Genomic DNA, 15,817 nt, shown 5'->3' with positions numbered 1-15,817 from the left:
GTAATGAATATAATAGCCAAAAGGTGAGGAATAAATTGTGAATGAAGAAATGTTGGTTCAGATAGAAGAAATTGTAGGAAAAGCAGGAGTTAAACAGGATGAACCTATGAAGCTGCATACTACTTTTCGAATAGGGGGAAACGCTGATATTTATGTTCAGCCCAAAAACGCAGAAGAAGTTGCAGAACTGTTAGCACTTTGTAAGGAAGAAAATTTTCCTTATTATATCATTGGAAATGGAAGCAACTTATTGGTTGGTGATAAAGGATTTCGTGGCTTAATTATAGAAATAGGCCGAAATATGAGTGTAATAAAGATAGACAAACCCAAAATTACAGTTCAAGCAGGAGCGATGCTCTCTCAGATTGCCAATAAGGCATTAGAGGAACAGTTAACAGGATTTGAATTTGCGTCAGGGATTCCGGGAACGTTTGGCGGAGCAGTCGTTATGAATGCAGGTGCTTACGGTGGTGAAATGAAGCAGATAATTGAGAGTGTAACGGTATTATCTCAAGAAGGAATCATAAAAAAATTGTCTAAATCTGAATTGGAACTGGATTATCGTTCAAGTTGTATTTTAAAACATAATTATATTGTGTTAGAAGGTGTGATAAAACTGGAACAAGGTGAACGTGAAGATATAAAGCAAAGAATGCTTGCTTTGAAAATACAAAGAATTGAGAAACAGCCCTTAGAGTTTCCCAGTGCCGGGAGTACATTTAAAAGACCGGAAGGTCATTATGCCGGAAAGCTTATTATGGATGCAGGGCTAAGAGGATATCAGATAGGTGATGCTCAAGTTGCCCAGAAGCATTGTGGTTTTTTAATTAATCGAAAAGAAGCAAAAGCCAGTGATATGCTGGAATTAATAAATTACATTAAAAAAGAAGTAAGAACTAAATTTGGAGTGGAACTGGAGACAGAAATAAAAATACTTGGTGAATTTTAGGAAGGTGAGGGTTATGAGGTTTGTAATTTTAACTGGAATGTCAGGTGCCGGTAAGAGTACCGCCTTGAAAATGTTAGAAGATGTAGGATATTTCTGTGTAGATAATCTACCAATTTCATTTATTGACAAATTTGCTGAGTTATCTTTTGTGCCAAATGGTGAAATTAGTAAAGTTGCTTTAGGTATTGATATACGAAGTGGACAATCATTAGGTGAAGTCGAGAAAGTATTAGAGAATATGACAATTAAGGGTTGTGCTTTTGAAATATTGTTCTTGGATGCGAAAGATGAGGTTTTGGTCAAAAGGTATAAGGAAACGAGACGAAGTCATCCGCTGGCAGGAGGCGAACGTGTTGATAAAGGAATCAGGGAAGAACGTGCCCGGCTGGAATTTTTGAAAAAGAAGGCAGATTATATCATTGATACCAGTTCATTACTTACCAGAGAACTGAAAGTTGAATTAGATAAAATATTTGTGAATGATCAAGAGTACAAGAACTTGTTTATTACAATTTTATCTTTTGGGTTTAAATATGGTATTCCAAGTGATGCAGATTTAGTATTTGATGTCAGATTCTTACCGAATCCTTTCTATGTAGACGAACTTAAGAATAAATCAGGGAATGACAAAGAAGTTCAAGATTTTTGTATGGGATTTGATGCAGCCAAAGAATTTTTAAAGAAACTTGAAGACATGGTACAGTTTTTAATTCCTAATTATATACTGGAAGGTAAGAATCAGCTGGTTATTGGAATTGGGTGCACAGGAGGCAAGCACCGTTCTGTAACACTCGCCAATGAGCTTTTTAAAAGGCTTAAAGAAGACGCAGAGTATGGAATAAAAATAGAACATAGAGATATAGAAAAAGATGCCCTTAGAAAAAAAATTTAATTGAGGTGAAGCCATGTCATTTTCAAGTCAGGTGAAAGATGAGTTATCAAGACAGATAAGTAAGGCACGGCATTGCCAGATAGCAGAAATCGCAGCAATTATTAGTTTGTGTGGAAAAGTTCAAATATCTGTTGAGGATGAATATCGCATTCAAATGTTTACAGAAAATGTTGCAATTGCAAGAAAGTACTTTACATTGCTGAAAAAAACATTTAATATAAATACTGAAATTTCTATTCGAAGAAATAATTATTTAAATAAAAGCAGGACTTATATTTTAACAGTAAAGAATCACGATGAAGCAATTATGGTCCTACAGGCAGTAAAGCTGTTAGGAGATAATTCTGAAATAAAAGAAGAGATGTCATTGGTCAATAATTTGGTCATACAGAAATCCTGTTGTAGAAGAGCTTTTATAAGAGGAGCATTTCTAGCTACTGGTTCTATTAGTGATCCAGAGAAATTCTACCATTTTGAGATTGTATGTGCTACAATTGAGAAAGCGGAGCAATTACAAGAAATAATCAATTCTTTTCAAATGGATGCCAAAATTGTTCAGAGAAAAAAATATTATGTGGTATATTTAAAAGAAGGTGCTCAGATTGTAGATATTTTAAATGTCATGGAAGCACATATTGCACTAATGGAATTGGAGAATGTCCGAATACTTAAAGAAATGAGAAATACTGTTAATAGGAAAGTTAATTGTGAGACAGCGAATATAAACAAAACTGTCAATGCAGCAGTAAAGCAAATACAAGATATACGTTTACTAGAGGAAAAAATTGGGTTTGATGGAATTCCAGATGGTCTTAAAGCAATTGCAGAACTTAGATTGGAATTTCCTGAAGCAACACTTAAAGAGCTCGGAGGAATGCTGAATCCCCCAGTTGGGAAATCGGGCGTAAATCATAGATTGCGTAAGCTAAGTGATTTGGCAGAAGAATTTAGAGCATAGTAAGGAGGAGAAATTATGATTAAACAACCAGTAACGATTCAATTGGTATCAGGTTTGGAAGCAAGACCGGTAGCGATGTTGGTTCAAGTAGCCAGTCAATTTGAAAGCAGTGTTTATTTTGAAGTGGCAGGAAAAAGAATCAATGCAAAGAGTATTATGGGAATGATGACCCTGGGTCTGTCTTCGGGAGAACAAATTATGGTAGAAGCAGACGGAGTTGATGAAGAGAAGGCGGTAAAAGAAATTGAGAGTTATTTAAGCGGTAGACAGCAATAGATTACAGATAGGTGAGCATATGAAGAAAAAGAAACTGCTTTTTATATTTAATCCACACGCCGGAAAATCTTTAATAAGAAATAAGCTAGTAGATTTGTTAGATATTTTTGTAAAAGCAGGATATGAAGTCGTTACATATCCAACGCAGGCTCCTAAAGACGGATTAAATAAGACACGAGATGATTCAAAAGACTATGATTTAGTAGTTTGCAGCGGTGGTGATGGTACTTTGGATGAAATTATTACAGGCATGATGCAGAGTAATAATAAGTTTCCTATTGGATATATTCCATCAGGAAGTACCAATGATTTTGCGACAAGTTTAAAAATTCCAAAGAATATGATAAAAGCAGCACAGGTTGCTGTGGGTGGAAATTCTTTTTATTGTGATATTGGAAGGTTCAATCAAGATTATTTTGTATATATTGCAGCGTTTGGCTTGTTTACAGATGTTTCGTATAGTACAAATCAGGATTTCAAAAATTTGTTGGGGCATGTTGCTTATATACTTGAAGGAGTGAAAAGACTTCCTTTTATAAAAAGTTATTCATTGAAAGTAGAATATGAAGGAAATGTTATTGAAGATGAATTTATTTATGGAATGATAACAAATTCTACTTCAGTAGGTGGATTTAAGAATATGACAGGAAAAAATGTGCATTTAGATGATGGCGTTTTTGAAGTTACACTAATTAAAAATCCAACGAACCCTATTGAATTACAGTCTATTATCAATTCATTAGTTTTACGTGTAGACAATACTGCAAGTGTATATTCCTTTAAAACAAGTCATATAAAGATAACTTCAAAGACTGCAATATCATGGACTTTAGATGGAGAATATGGGGGTAACCATGAGGTTGTAGAAATAGAAAACGAGAATAAGGCACTTGAAATAATGGTAGGAAATAAAGAAAAAATAGCTAGTATTTGACGTATCACTTTGTGGTACGTTTTTTTTTGGCTCTGTGTCAATAGTTGGGGTGTGATTCTTTGAATCACACCCCTCAACTGATGTTAGGGAATTTTAATGTTATCATCTATTGAAAAGATTTTTAGACATAGCAAATAATCCTCTTTGTTAGTTCGCTTTTTCTTAATTAATTAGTACAGATAATATTTTTAAACGATATATCAGAATAGAGGAGGCATCAAAACTTTATGAAATAGATAGTGAGTGCATAAAAGTTATAGCCTCAGCAGCAAGTGAAGCGTATCATCTTAGTGCTACGTTTCTTTGTTTTAGCCAGAAAGGTAGTTCTTTCTTTCCTGTCGGAGATACATTCTTGATTTAATTATTTGCCAATTGGTGTCGAATTATTTGGTTTAATAATTAAATAAATACTAAAAAATATATTGACAAGTGTTAACATAATATATTATGCTTTGAGTGAAATTAACAAGTAAACAATAAAAATTGTTTAACATATAAAAAGATAACTTATAATGTATTAAAGAATTATATTTAAAAAAACTTTTATAATTGTCTGAAGTGATTATCTTGAAAAAATAACATCAATATGAATTTGATTACAAATTAGTAGCTTTATATTTTAGCGATTAAATACTATTAATACTTATATTTCAGTTTGCGTCTTTTATGTAGTTTTTAACACTTGTACATTCGCGTGTGTTAGTGTTGAAAAATAGATATTAGTAAGGAGGTGAAAGAATGAAATTAGTTATTAAAGAAGTTAAAACAACATCTGCGAATCAGTCAAAGAAAAAAAGCAACGACTGTTAAGATGTAATCAATTAAATTAGAAAAGCGACAGTTTATTTACTTGATTTGTACTGTCGTTTTTTTAATATAATAAGATAGGAGATGTATAAGTGAACATATGTAATATAGACATTATATTTTTAAGCCCAGAAGTAAGCTTTTCAAAAATCGTATCTCGCCCACATCCGGGTATTGCATATTTACAGAGCTATTTGCGCTTCAATGGATTTAATACAGAACATTTACTGCATGAAGAACCATTGGCATTATATGAATACTTCGACCTACTTTTAACATACAACACTAATAATTACGCTTTTAGTGTTACAGACGATACCTTAGAAGTAACTATATCTATTATACATGAGATTCGAAATAATAAGCCTGAATGTACCATAATTATAGGTGGCGCTATTGCTAAAGAAGAATCAGCAGATTATTTGTTGAAAAATGACATTTGTGATTTTGTTGTAATTGGAGAAGGTGAGGAACCACTTAAAAAATTATTGATCTTCTTGAAATGCAACAATAAATTTCGATTAAATGAGAAAATTCCCGGTATTGCTTCATTTGATAAAGAGAAAAATAATATAGTTTTCGAACCAAACAATGAAGTATTGGACATTAATTCGTATCCTTCACCAATTCTAACGGGTGTTGTGCCTGAAAGAATGATGACTAAAATAGGGGTATTTTCATCACGTGGATGCTATCATAAATGTATTTATTGCAGTTTTAGTACTACATCAGAGTGGAGAGTACGATTTTATTCAGAAGAGAGATTTCTGGCTGAACTAACTAAAGTTGCAAGAGTTGCAAAAAAATACGGTAGTCTAGAACCGATACCTATTTGGGATGATGCATTTACTTTAAACCAAGAAAGAGCTAAAAGAATACTAAAGAAGATAATTTCTATGAAACTAGGTGTAAAATTTTGGATTCAGACTCGTATTGATAAATTAGATTCCGAATTAATTAGGCTTATGAAACAGGCAGGTATAGATCATGTGGGCATAGGTTTAGAATCAGCATCTCCTAAAATTCTTAAAAAAATAAGAAAAATACGTTTAGATAATTTTGATGAAGAATCATTAAAGGTTGAAATGGATTATATTGAGAAATTTAGATGGTTTGCTGAATGTGCACAGGCTTATGGTTTAGAGTATACAATAAATATAATTCTTGGGCTACCAGGTGAGACGTTTGAAGATGGAATAAAAACTATGGAGTTGGTAAGAGAATTAAGGCCAAAGTATTATTTTCATAATATTATTCGACTGTATACAGGAGTTCCTTTAACACGTGATTACATGAGTTATGGTTATAAAATTGAAGCACCAAATATAAATCACAATGAAAATTCTGCATATCCGGTTAATGCAAAGGTTAAAGAATATCCATATAATGTTAAGGGGATACCACCGCTTCCTAATCGTATGTACTTAAATTTTATGGAAACTTCGCTTAAGGGATTGAATGAGAGAAATGATTCGGTGATTATTTTTGAAGGAAAAAGTAGTGAGAATTTGAATGTTCAAAATAAACATTTTAAAGGAAAGTATGTATTATTTTATCATGAGAATTCAGAAAATCAACATCATATATTGTCATCGGATTATATTATTAGAACTGTAAATGATTTTACATGTTCAAAGTCAAGAATAGAAAAATCTAATATAAAGGAAATAGAACTAAGATATGTTTATAAACTATTCAATGAATTAATTCATAATTATATGTCGTATGAATATACAAGGTATGCGGAACTAGCAGATTCGATGCTGATATTGAAAACTGAAACAAGGGATGATTATTCTTTTTATACTAAAATTTTAGAACGGATAAAACATGGAGGAGAAATTAAACTACCTAGAAACATATTAGGAGTACAATATATGAATGTTTTTATTAAAGATTCTTGTAAATGGACTGCAGATTGTCCCTTTAGGAAAAATGGTAGGATGGTAATTGATTCGGAATATAATATCAAAACATGTAGCGCAGGTACAATTTTAGGTAGTTTAGAGGAACCTGTAAATATTATAACTCATAGATATGATGAAAGATATGTTATGATGGAAAACGAACGAGGCTGTAAACATTGTGAAGCTAACGGTTCTTGTTCTAAATGTATATCTATACCAGATGAATTTGTAGGAGAATACTGCGAGATTCAAAAGTCAAAACATAAACCTCAAAAATTAATTGAAATGATCATAGATGCCTATAAACAAGTAATGGATCCATTAAATCTTGATGAATATATGAGTGATAACAATTATATCTATTTGCCACCAGAAAAGAATGATGCTAACTTTGCATTTATTTTAAAATTAAGCTGTCAATACTATTGTGTATTTGAAAAAAATGGTGAACTTAAGATGTTTGAGATTCCAAGTGTTTTGGAAAAACTAATTAAACATTATTGGATACACGAAAATAAAAGTCTTTTAACTGCATTCATAAATATGGACAATTACTTAAAGAATGAAGATGTAGAAGAACTACTTAACGCAATATTATACTTAGATCAATACAGGAGGAATTTATGAAGGTATCAATAATATATCCGCCAAATGCAAGTTTGATTAATAGAATTCCATTGGGGCCTTTAACGCTTGCTAGTTATATCAATTCAAGAACAGAACATGTAGCAAAAGTAATAAATTTGAATTCTTATATTAAGGAAGAAGAAATTACAATAGACGAAAAGATTTATGAGAAATGTGCACAATTTTTGTTACAGAAATTCAATTCAAAAGTATATTGCTTTAGTGCAATAGTATCAGGAGAAATACCTTCAATCCAAATTGCTCGGTATATTAAGCAGGAAAGACCAGACATTACTATAATCTTTGGGAACCAGTGGGTACTTAATAACGATATTGAAATAATTAATTCATTTAATTTTATTGATTATGTTATTCGTGGTGAAGGTGAATTGACTTTGGCTGACCTTTTAAATAAAATTGATACTAACAGTAACGTTGAAATGGTAAATGGAATAACATTTAGGTATAAAGAACAAGCACAACGAACAGAGGAGCGGCAATTAATTGAGAATTTGGATGATTTACCGATTCTCGATTTAAAGTGTATGTATCCCAAAATAGATCAATTTACACCTTCTCCTTATGGAGGTCATTATGGGTATTTAGAATTTGGACGTGGATGCCCATATGGGTGTAGCTTTTGTTCTTCCACATATTTCTGGAAAAGAAATGTAAGAACGTATTCTGTTGAGAGAACCATTAATGATATTCAATTTTTAATAAATAACGGATTTGATTTTATCGAATTTACGTATGATAATTTTGGAACTAATCGAAATGAAATAATTACTTTTTGTAATGAATTAATTAATAATGATATTAATATAAAATACTCGATACGTTGTAGGTTAGATTATTTAGATCTAGAAATTATTCATTTATTAAAAAGGTCGGGATGCATTGATGTTTTGGTAGGATTAGAGTCAGCATCTCAGGATGCAATAAATAAGATTGGTAAAAACTTAGATTTTTCGAGTGCCAAAGAAACGATTGCGATACTTATTGATAATGGTATTGTAGTGAGGGGGAGTTACGTAATTGGACTTCCGTTTGAAGATATGAGCCACATAGAGTCAACAGTTAAGATGGCATCATTACTTCAAACATATGGTAAGTGGGTGGATCAAGAAATCCATTTTCATACGCCTCTACCAGGAACTCCGGAAACTCTAAATGCAATTGTAAATGATTTGTTAATGTTTTCTTTAGATTCAAATATTTCGTCAGATTTTGCTCAATATATTAATTGGCGAAAAGAAAACTCAAATGAAAATGATCATTATTCGTTGAGATTACAAGAGGATCAAGAATTAATAGACAATTACCCAACGCTTTTTCCACAATACGGATATATAAAAAATGAAATGTTAGATCCTGAAAAAATTACTGCTGTAACAACCTTTTTTAGTGTTATTATGGCTTTCTATCCTATTACTTTATTTTTTGTGGTTGATATACTGAGTAATCAAAAAAAAGACTTCATAGAAGAATTCTTAAGTTATGCAAATATAAAAGGTTGGAGCAAGACAGAATTGTTCAAATTTAGGAGAGAGACTGTTGTGGAAATAGGAAGCGCTTGTTCGCCAGCAGAGCAAAGGCTTTTTGATTTATTCTGTAATTTTTTTGGAGATAGAGTTGAATCGTCTTCAATAGTGAATGAGCTACATCAATACGAATGTGATTTTGCTGATTTTTCCATAAATATAGAAAATAATTTTAATAATGACACCTTAAAATCGAAAGAATTATCAGAACATAGTGTTATTAAATCAAAAATTAAGGTAAAAGCATATAACTATGACGTTCTTAGCATTATTAAAATGCTTAAGGATAACTTTTTTAAGATTGACGAAAAAAATGAAATCTATGATACTGACAAAGCACCAATATATTTAGCTTTTAGAGAAGCTGAGGGAGATTATCTGCACTTTGCTAGTATAGATATTTTAACTATAAACGAAGATTTATATAAGATATTTAAAGTATTCGACGGTATTAAATCTATTCGTGAAGTTGTTAATGGTGTTTATGAAAATATAGATGATGAATTAATATTTGAAAACTGCTCAGAAGTTATAGTGTTTTTGAATGAGAATACTGAATTATGGGAGAATGTATAAAATGGAAAACGAAACTCAAACTGCATTAATTAGTGAGAAAAATTTCAATAGGATGCTTCTTAAATTCTATATACTTGATGGATTGAAACAAGCTTTTTTCTATATACCTATTTTAGTGATTTATTATCAAGGAATCATGGACAGAGAAATACAAGTAGCGATATTGCTTTCAATAAAGACATTCTCAGTGAATTTGCTTGAAATTCCCACCGGGTTTGTAGCAGATCATATTAGTAGAAAAGTTTCGGTATTGTTAGGTGTATTCATCAGTATTATTAGCTTAGGAATAATAGTACTGTTTCAAAACTTTTGGTGGCTATGTGTTGCTCAATTTCTTTTTGCTCTCTCGGAAACTTTAAGTAGCGGTGCTGATAAGGCTTTTTTATTTGATAATTTAAAGTATTACAATAAACAAATAATGTATGATAAAGTAAATTGTAATATGCATTTCAACTCATCTTTAATTTTGTCTTTATCATTTATTACTGGTGGTATACTTTATAACTATTGGGAAATGAGTCCGTTTGTTCTTAGTATAATACTATTTATAGTTTCTTTTATCGTTGGATTGACTATTCATGAAGAAAATTATGATGAAGTTGATTCAAGTGGAAATCGACTTAAGAAAATGAAAGCATTTTATCGAATTAAAACTCAGTCGAAAAAGCTTTGGTTTTATATAATATATACTAGTGTAATTCGGTCATTTTTTTATTCCGTGTATTTGTTTATTTATCCATTGCTATTAATATCAAATACTATTCCTAAACCATATTTTGGAATAGTATATTCCGCAGCAGTACTCATTTACGGGTTTGGCTCAAAATTATCAGTTAATATACGTAATATTTCACGTTTTATTGTTATATATGTTTCATTATTTACAGGTGTGTTGTATGTTGTTATTGGTTTTAATACGAATGCACTAATTTTTATTGGGTTAATAATGTTTGTTCGTCTAATATGGGGAGCATTTGCTGTAATTTCAAACAACGAAATAAATAAAATGATAAAACAATCTTCTGTTAGATCAACAATTCTTTCTGTAGCAAATGCTATAGGAAATGTATTTTCTTCAGGGCTTATTTTCATTTATGGTATACTTCTTAATAGTATAGTGCTTAAAAATGTTATGATAGTTACAGGTATTTTGTTAATTTGCTTAGGACTTTTATCTGTCCTAGTCAAGCGTTTTTGTAACACTATAATGAGCTCATAATTCTAGATTCCACAGTGTAGGATAGAATCCACTTGTTAGACGAAATTTGGAATAAAAATAAGCATTGGTGATGATTGATATAAAAATAGGAATAGATTTGGTGGTGGTAATTCTGAAGAAATTAATAAAATGATGGGATATATATTAAGGGATTTCGTAATAAATTTGAAAGTAGTGTAGGTATATTTTGGAGGAACAGGGGATGGATGATGTTAGTGAATAGGAAAAGATGGGAAATTATTCAGGGATAGTACATAAAAGCAGCGAAACTATTGAAGAGGCCCCAGAGATGAGATTATATGATATTAGCAATTAAAATCACTATGCTATTTAAAAAATCTATATATTTGTACCTATCTTGTGTATTAGGCTCATCGTCTTGCTTCGTTTTTCTTTTGACATCACATCTGTCATATGCAAGTGTTAATTAATGCTGAGGATAGAAATATGATAAAGGAACAGTGCCTGTATTTTAGGTACTGTTCCTTTATTTATAGGAAATTGCTCCTTTTGGAGCAATACAAAATTAAAATGCCTGCAAAGAGGCAGTCATAGTAAACAGACGATTGAAGATTAGAAGATATAAAAGCCTTCTTCATCGAAATTATCGTCAAGATCTTCTTCCTGAAGGAAATAATCCATATCCCAAAGGTCATCATCAATCATGTTTTTGATATCATTTGTAGTCATGCCTTCAGGAGGGTTTTGAATTTATTTCAGAGTTCCTCTGTATGATTGTTTTTGTTCAAGATACTGTCCTCTGTTTTTAATTCTATATTACCATCATAGAGACCATAGTATCGAATCGTTTTATAATGTTTTTCAGGGATGTGACGGATAAGCTGTTCGATGAAATCAAGAGAGGAAACAGTTTCGGTAACAAATTTTTCATCTTCATGACGGTTGTAATGAAAAGTAACATTTTCACCATCATAACTGTCAATACGAGAGGTGGCAATTACCGGTCTCCCAAGATAACGTCCAATGTATTTAATAACAGTGTTTGGATTACATTTTTTTGGTTTAGCTTCGCCATAGTCCACGGTTACCTAGAACACCTTCAGAAATAAGACAATGGATATATAACAAAGTAACACAAAAAGAAACCCTAATCCCCTCAAGATTGTGGGGCAGGGGAGTTAATGTGTCAAAGACACTTTTTTATTGCATAAAAGATTCAGTTATTTGAGAATATAGTTGAATATGCACAAAAGAAGAGGCATAATTTTAGATATAATGTTAAAAGTGCATATTAATTTAGAGCATAACAGAAGAATTTTATATGTATTTTGTCAATAACGATTGATATAATACAATTGTAAAAAGGTAAGAAGCAACAAGCTTCAAAGTTAAAGAAAAAGGGAGGATTTTTCTATGAAAAAGTTATTGGTATTAGCGTTGTCTGTAGCTATGATTGGAACGATGCTAGTAGGTTGTGGTTCTAAAAAAGAAAGTGATACAAAAAAAGATGACACTAAAGTATCAACTCAAGTAGAAGAAACTGCTGATCAGGCAGCGAAGGCAACAAATGGAGAAGGTTTAAAAGGAAAAAATATTGGGGTTTGTATTTATAAGTTCGATGACAACTTCATGACTTTGTACAGAAATGAATTACAAAAGTACCTTGAAGAGCAAGGTGCAAAAGTAACACTTATGGACGGAAAGAATGATCAGGCAGAACAAAGTGGTCAGATTACAAATTATATAACACAAGGTGTAGATTTACTAATTATCAACCTTGTTCAAGCATCAGCAGCAGAGACAGTAACAAATCAATGTGCAGATGCAAAAATTCCGGTTGTATTTATCAATCGTGAACCAGATGTAAAAGAAGAAGAACGTTGGGCTTCCGAAGGAATCAATGCTACATATGTAGGTGCAGATGCAAGACAATCCGGTACATTCCAGGGAGAAATTGTTAATGATTTGAAAGATGGCGGAGACATCAATGGTGATGGAAAAGTTGGTTATGTAATGGTACAGGGAGATATGGAAAATGTAGATGCTCAATATAGAACAGAGTTTTCTGTTAAAGCTCTTGAAGATGGCGGAACTAAAGTAGAAAAAGTAGATGAACAACGTGGGGACTGGGATCAGGCAAAAGGACAGGAAATTGTTGCAAATGCTTTAACAGCAAATGGTGATAAAGTAGAAGTTGTATTCTGTAATAACGATGCTATGGCATTAGGTGCTTTACAGGCGATTGAATCAGCAGGCAGAGTAGTAGGAAAAGATATTTACTTATTAGGTGTTGATGCACTTACAGAAGCGATTCAAAACATACAACAAGACAAAATGACAGGAACAGTATTTAATGATCATATTGGTCAATCTCATAAGGCAGCAGATATCGCAGCACAAATGTTAAATGGTGAAAAAGTAGAAAGTACTTATATGGTAGATTACATTAAAGTAACAAAAGATAATGCAGATGATATTATGAAGATGCTTCAATAATTAAATATGAAAGTAAATTGCTAAAAGTGTTAATTCTGGGTATGTCGAGTACATACCCAGTTTCTAACAGGGAATAATTATGAAAAAAGACTAGTGCAAAGGGGGTACTTAAATGCCAGATTACATGTTAGAGATGCGCGGCATCAGCAAATGTTTTCCCGGTGTAAAAGCATTAGATAAAGTATCAATTAAAATCAGACCAGGAACGGTTCACGCATTAATGGGAGAAAACGGAGCAGGTAAATCAACTTTAATGAAATGTCTGTTTGGGATATATAAGATGGATGAAGGTGAAGTGATTTATCAAGGGAAACCGGTTTCTATTGCTAATTCAAATGATGCTTTGCATAAAGGGATAGCCATGGTACATCAAGAATTACAGCCAATACCAGAGCGTAGTATTGCAGAAAATATTTTCTGTGGGAGGTATCCGCTAAAAAAGGTTGGTCCGGTAAAGATGGTGGATCATAAGAAGATGTATGATGAAGCGAAAAAATTATTAAAAGAAGTAAGAATGGAATATGATCCAAAAGCAAAATTAAGTACATTATCAATTTCACAGATGCAATCAGTTGAGATTGCAAAAGCAGTATCAATGGATGCCAAAGTAGTAATTATGGATGAACCTACTTCTTCTTTAACTGACAATGAAGTAGAGGCATTATTTACAATTATTAATGATTTGAGAAAAAAAGGTGTATCGATTATATATATATCTCATAAAATGGATGAGATTTTACGTATTTCGGATGATGTCTCTATTATGAGAGATGGTCAGTATATAGGGACCTGGGAGGCAAAGGAGCTGACTACAGATATTATTATTTCTAAAATGGTTGGCAGAGAGTTAACAAATATTTATCCACAACGTGACAACGTTCCAGGAGAAGTGATTTTAGAAGCTAAAAATCTAACTAGTATACATCCTAAATCTTTTAAAAATGTTGATTTCAAACTAAGAAAAGGAGAGATTTTAGGACTGGGAGGACTGGTTGGAGCACAGAGAACCGAGTTGATGGAAGCGTTATTTGGAATGCGTCATTTGGCGGAAGGTGAAATTATCTATAAAGGTAAACCTTTAAATATTAAACATCCTAAAGACGCCATTAAAGGTGGTATCGGACTGATAACGGAAGACCGGAGAGGCAGTGGGATTTTTGGAGTATTATCAATTGCTGATAATGTATCAATTGCTTCCTTAGATAAATATTTGGATATGGGAATCGTACTGAATGGGAAGAAAATTGAGCAGATTGTAAAAGATAATGTAGCTAAACTCAGTATTAAAACGCCAAGTAGTAAGACACAAATACAGACTCTTTCAGGTGGAAATCAACAGAAAGTTATTATTTCAAGATGGCTGGCAAATGATCCTGATATTTTGATTATGGATGAACCTACCAGAGGAATTGATGTAGGGGCTAAATATGAAATATATCAAATTATGGTTGATTTAGCCAAACAGGGAAAGACTATCATTATGATTTCTTCAGAAATGTCAGAACTAATTGGTATGTCAGACAGAATCCTGGTAATGTGCGATGGAAAATTGACAGGAGAAATTAGTGGAAAAGAAGCAACTCAGGAAAATATTATGCAATTTGCCACAAAGTTTAATTAAAGGAGGGATTATTTTGAATACAAAAAAATTTGATATAAAAAAGTTTTTAGTTGATAATGCTATTATTTTCATACTATTATTAATGGTATGTTATGTTGGAATTACACAGCCTAACTTTTTAAGCAAAAACAATTTTTCTAATGTTTCGATTAATACAGCGATTCGTTTTATTATTGCTTTAGGTGTCAGTGGTTGTTTAATAACAAAAGGAACTGACCTATCTGCCGGTAGAATTGTTGGACTGGGTGCATGTATTGTGGCTACATTAGTTCAAAAAGCAGATTATTCTGATAAGTTTTTCCCTAAATTGGGAGATGTACCTTTGATTGTTGCTTTATTAATCGCAGTAGCCTTTTGTTGTATATTTGGTTTGATTAATGGTTTGGTCATTTCGTTTTTTAAAGTCCCGCCGTTTATCGCAACATTAGGTATGCAGACGATCGTATATGGAATATGTTTAGTTTATACAGGAGCTAGTCCAATTGGTGGGTTTAGAAGTGAATTTACAAGTTTAGTATCTGGTAAATTATTTGGAATTCCTTATTTGTTCTACTTTGCATTGATTGCAGGAGTGTTCATGTGGTTCTTATATAATAAAACACGTCATGGAAAGTATATGTATGCAATCGGTGGAAATGAAGTGGCAGCAGAAGTGTCAGGTATCAATGTTAATTTTACCAAAATTTTAATTTACACATTAGCAGCAGGTTTATATGCAATAGGCGGATTTTTGTTAACAGCAAAAGCAGGAGGAGCTACTGTTAATGCAGGTTATGGTTATGAATTAGAAGCTATTGCAGCTTGTACCATTGGTGGTGTATCTACAAATGGTGGTGTTGGAAAAGTATCAGGAATTTTAGTTGGTGTATTGGTATTCGAGTTATTGAAAGTTTCCATGCAGTTCTTGGGAGTAGATACTTCTTATCAATACATAGTTCAGGGTATTGTAATTGTAGTTGCAGTTGCTCTGGATTTAAGAAAATACTTAGCAAAAAAATAAATAGATATGATTTCAATTTGGGGACTGTTATAAAAGGCAGTCCCCCATTG

General features: G+C 32.1%; 11 protein-coding genes and 1 pseudogene. 11 read left to right on the top strand and 1 reads right to left on the bottom strand.

Annotation, left to right across the window (positions count from 1 at the left end):
* Nucleotides 1–37: 37 nt before the first annotated feature.
* The 8 genes from murB (at nucleotide 38) to DWV06_RS13150 (ending at nucleotide 10,689) form a co-directional block, all read left to right on the top strand.
* Nucleotides 38–949 (top strand): UDP-N-acetylmuramate dehydrogenase, encoded by a 912-nt coding sequence (gene murB / locus DWV06_RS13185; RefSeq protein ID WP_235828965.1) that lies wholly within the window; start codon nucleotides 38–40, stop codon nucleotides 947–949.
* A 13-nt stretch (nucleotides 950–962) separates the two neighbouring features.
* The gene (rapZ, locus tag DWV06_RS13180; RefSeq protein WP_115482652.1) at nucleotides 963–1,841 is read left to right on the top strand and encodes an RNase adapter RapZ; all 879 of its coding nucleotides are present in this window, start codon (nucleotides 963–965) and stop codon (nucleotides 1,839–1,841) included.
* Nucleotides 1,842–1,854: 13 nt separating this feature from the next.
* Nucleotides 1,855–2,799 (top strand): DNA-binding protein WhiA, encoded by a 945-nt coding sequence (gene whiA, locus DWV06_RS13175; protein ID WP_115482651.1) that lies wholly within the window; start codon nucleotides 1,855–1,857, stop codon nucleotides 2,797–2,799.
* Nucleotides 2,800–2,814: 15 nt separating this feature from the next.
* On the top strand, nucleotides 2,815–3,075 hold the full coding sequence (locus DWV06_RS13170) for an HPr family phosphocarrier protein (protein WP_115482650.1): 261 nt from the start codon (nucleotides 2,815–2,817) through the stop codon (nucleotides 3,073–3,075).
* Between the two features lie 19 nt (nucleotides 3,076–3,094).
* Nucleotides 3,095–4,009, top strand: coding sequence for a diacylglycerol/lipid kinase family protein (locus DWV06_RS13165; protein WP_115482649.1), 915 nt, complete (start codon nucleotides 3,095–3,097; stop codon nucleotides 4,007–4,009).
* A gap of 899 nt (nucleotides 4,010–4,908) precedes the next feature.
* Nucleotides 4,909–7,350 carry a B12-binding domain-containing radical SAM protein gene (locus tag DWV06_RS13160; protein ID WP_115482648.1) on the top strand — a complete coding sequence of 814 codons (2,442 nt, stop codon included), beginning with the start codon at nucleotides 4,909–4,911 and terminating at the stop codon, nucleotides 7,348–7,350.
* Nucleotides 7,347–9,470 (top strand): B12-binding domain-containing radical SAM protein, encoded by a 2,124-nt coding sequence (locus DWV06_RS13155; RefSeq protein ID WP_115482647.1) that lies wholly within the window; start codon nucleotides 7,347–7,349, stop codon nucleotides 9,468–9,470. Before DWV06_RS13160 ends, DWV06_RS13155 begins: the two co-directional genes overlap by 4 nt.
* Nucleotide 9,471: 1 nt before the next feature.
* The gene (locus DWV06_RS13150) at nucleotides 9,472–10,689 is read left to right on the top strand and encodes an MFS transporter (protein WP_162300641.1); all 1,218 of its coding nucleotides are present in this window, start codon (nucleotides 9,472–9,474) and stop codon (nucleotides 10,687–10,689) included.
* Between the two features lie 785 nt (nucleotides 10,690–11,474).
* Here the strand turns inward: DWV06_RS13150 and DWV06_RS13145 are convergent.
* Nucleotides 11,475–11,726, bottom strand: a pseudogene (locus DWV06_RS13145) (transposase); the annotation flags it as partial.
* Nucleotides 11,727–12,063: 337 nt separating this feature from the next.
* Here DWV06_RS13145 and DWV06_RS13140 point away from each other — a divergent pair.
* From DWV06_RS13140 to DWV06_RS13130, 3 genes are all read left to right on the top strand, one after another.
* Nucleotides 12,064–13,146 carry a galactose ABC transporter substrate-binding protein gene (locus DWV06_RS13140; RefSeq protein WP_115482645.1) on the top strand — a complete coding sequence of 361 codons (1,083 nt, stop codon included), beginning with the start codon at nucleotides 12,064–12,066 and terminating at the stop codon, nucleotides 13,144–13,146.
* 112 nt (nucleotides 13,147–13,258) lie between these two features.
* Nucleotides 13,259–14,767 (top strand): sugar ABC transporter ATP-binding protein, encoded by a 1,509-nt coding sequence (locus tag DWV06_RS13135; protein ID WP_115482644.1) that lies wholly within the window; start codon nucleotides 13,259–13,261, stop codon nucleotides 14,765–14,767.
* 13 nt (nucleotides 14,768–14,780) lie between these two features.
* On the top strand, nucleotides 14,781–15,767 hold the full coding sequence (locus tag DWV06_RS13130) for a galactose/methyl galactoside ABC transporter permease MglC (RefSeq protein WP_115482713.1): 987 nt from the start codon (nucleotides 14,781–14,783) through the stop codon (nucleotides 15,765–15,767).
* Nucleotides 15,768–15,817 lie beyond the last annotated feature (50 nt).

The organism is Anaerosacchariphilus polymeriproducens (assembly GCF_003363435.1).
In the GTDB taxonomy this organism is placed as follows: Bacteria; Bacillota; Clostridia; order Lachnospirales; family Lachnospiraceae; genus Anaerosacchariphilus; species Anaerosacchariphilus polymeriproducens.
Note: the sequence above shows the minus strand (reverse complement) of the source record. Positions and strands in the feature narration are given on the sequence as shown.

Excerpts from the sequence above, each read along its gene's own strand:
- DWV06_RS13170 (WP_115482650.1), top strand. The coding sequence starts at position 2,815 with ATGATTAAACAACCAGTAACGATTCAATTGGTATCAGGTTTGGAAGCA.
- rapZ (WP_115482652.1), top strand. The coding sequence starts at position 963 with ATGAGGTTTGTAATTTTAACTGGAATGTCAGGTGCCGGTAAGAGTACC.
- DWV06_RS13150 (WP_162300641.1), top strand. The coding sequence starts at position 9,472 with ATGGAAAACGAAACTCAAACTGCATTAATTAGTGAGAAAAATTTCAAT.
- DWV06_RS13135 (WP_115482644.1), top strand. The coding sequence starts at position 13,259 with ATGCCAGATTACATGTTAGAGATGCGCGGCATCAGCAAATGTTTTCCC.
- DWV06_RS13140 (WP_115482645.1), top strand. The coding sequence starts at position 12,064 with ATGAAAAAGTTATTGGTATTAGCGTTGTCTGTAGCTATGATTGGAACG.
- whiA (WP_115482651.1), top strand. The coding sequence starts at position 1,855 with ATGTCATTTTCAAGTCAGGTGAAAGATGAGTTATCAAGACAGATAAGT.
- DWV06_RS13165 (WP_115482649.1), top strand. The coding sequence starts at position 3,095 with ATGAAGAAAAAGAAACTGCTTTTTATATTTAATCCACACGCCGGAAAA.
- DWV06_RS13155 (WP_115482647.1), top strand. The coding sequence starts at position 7,347 with ATGAAGGTATCAATAATATATCCGCCAAATGCAAGTTTGATTAATAGA.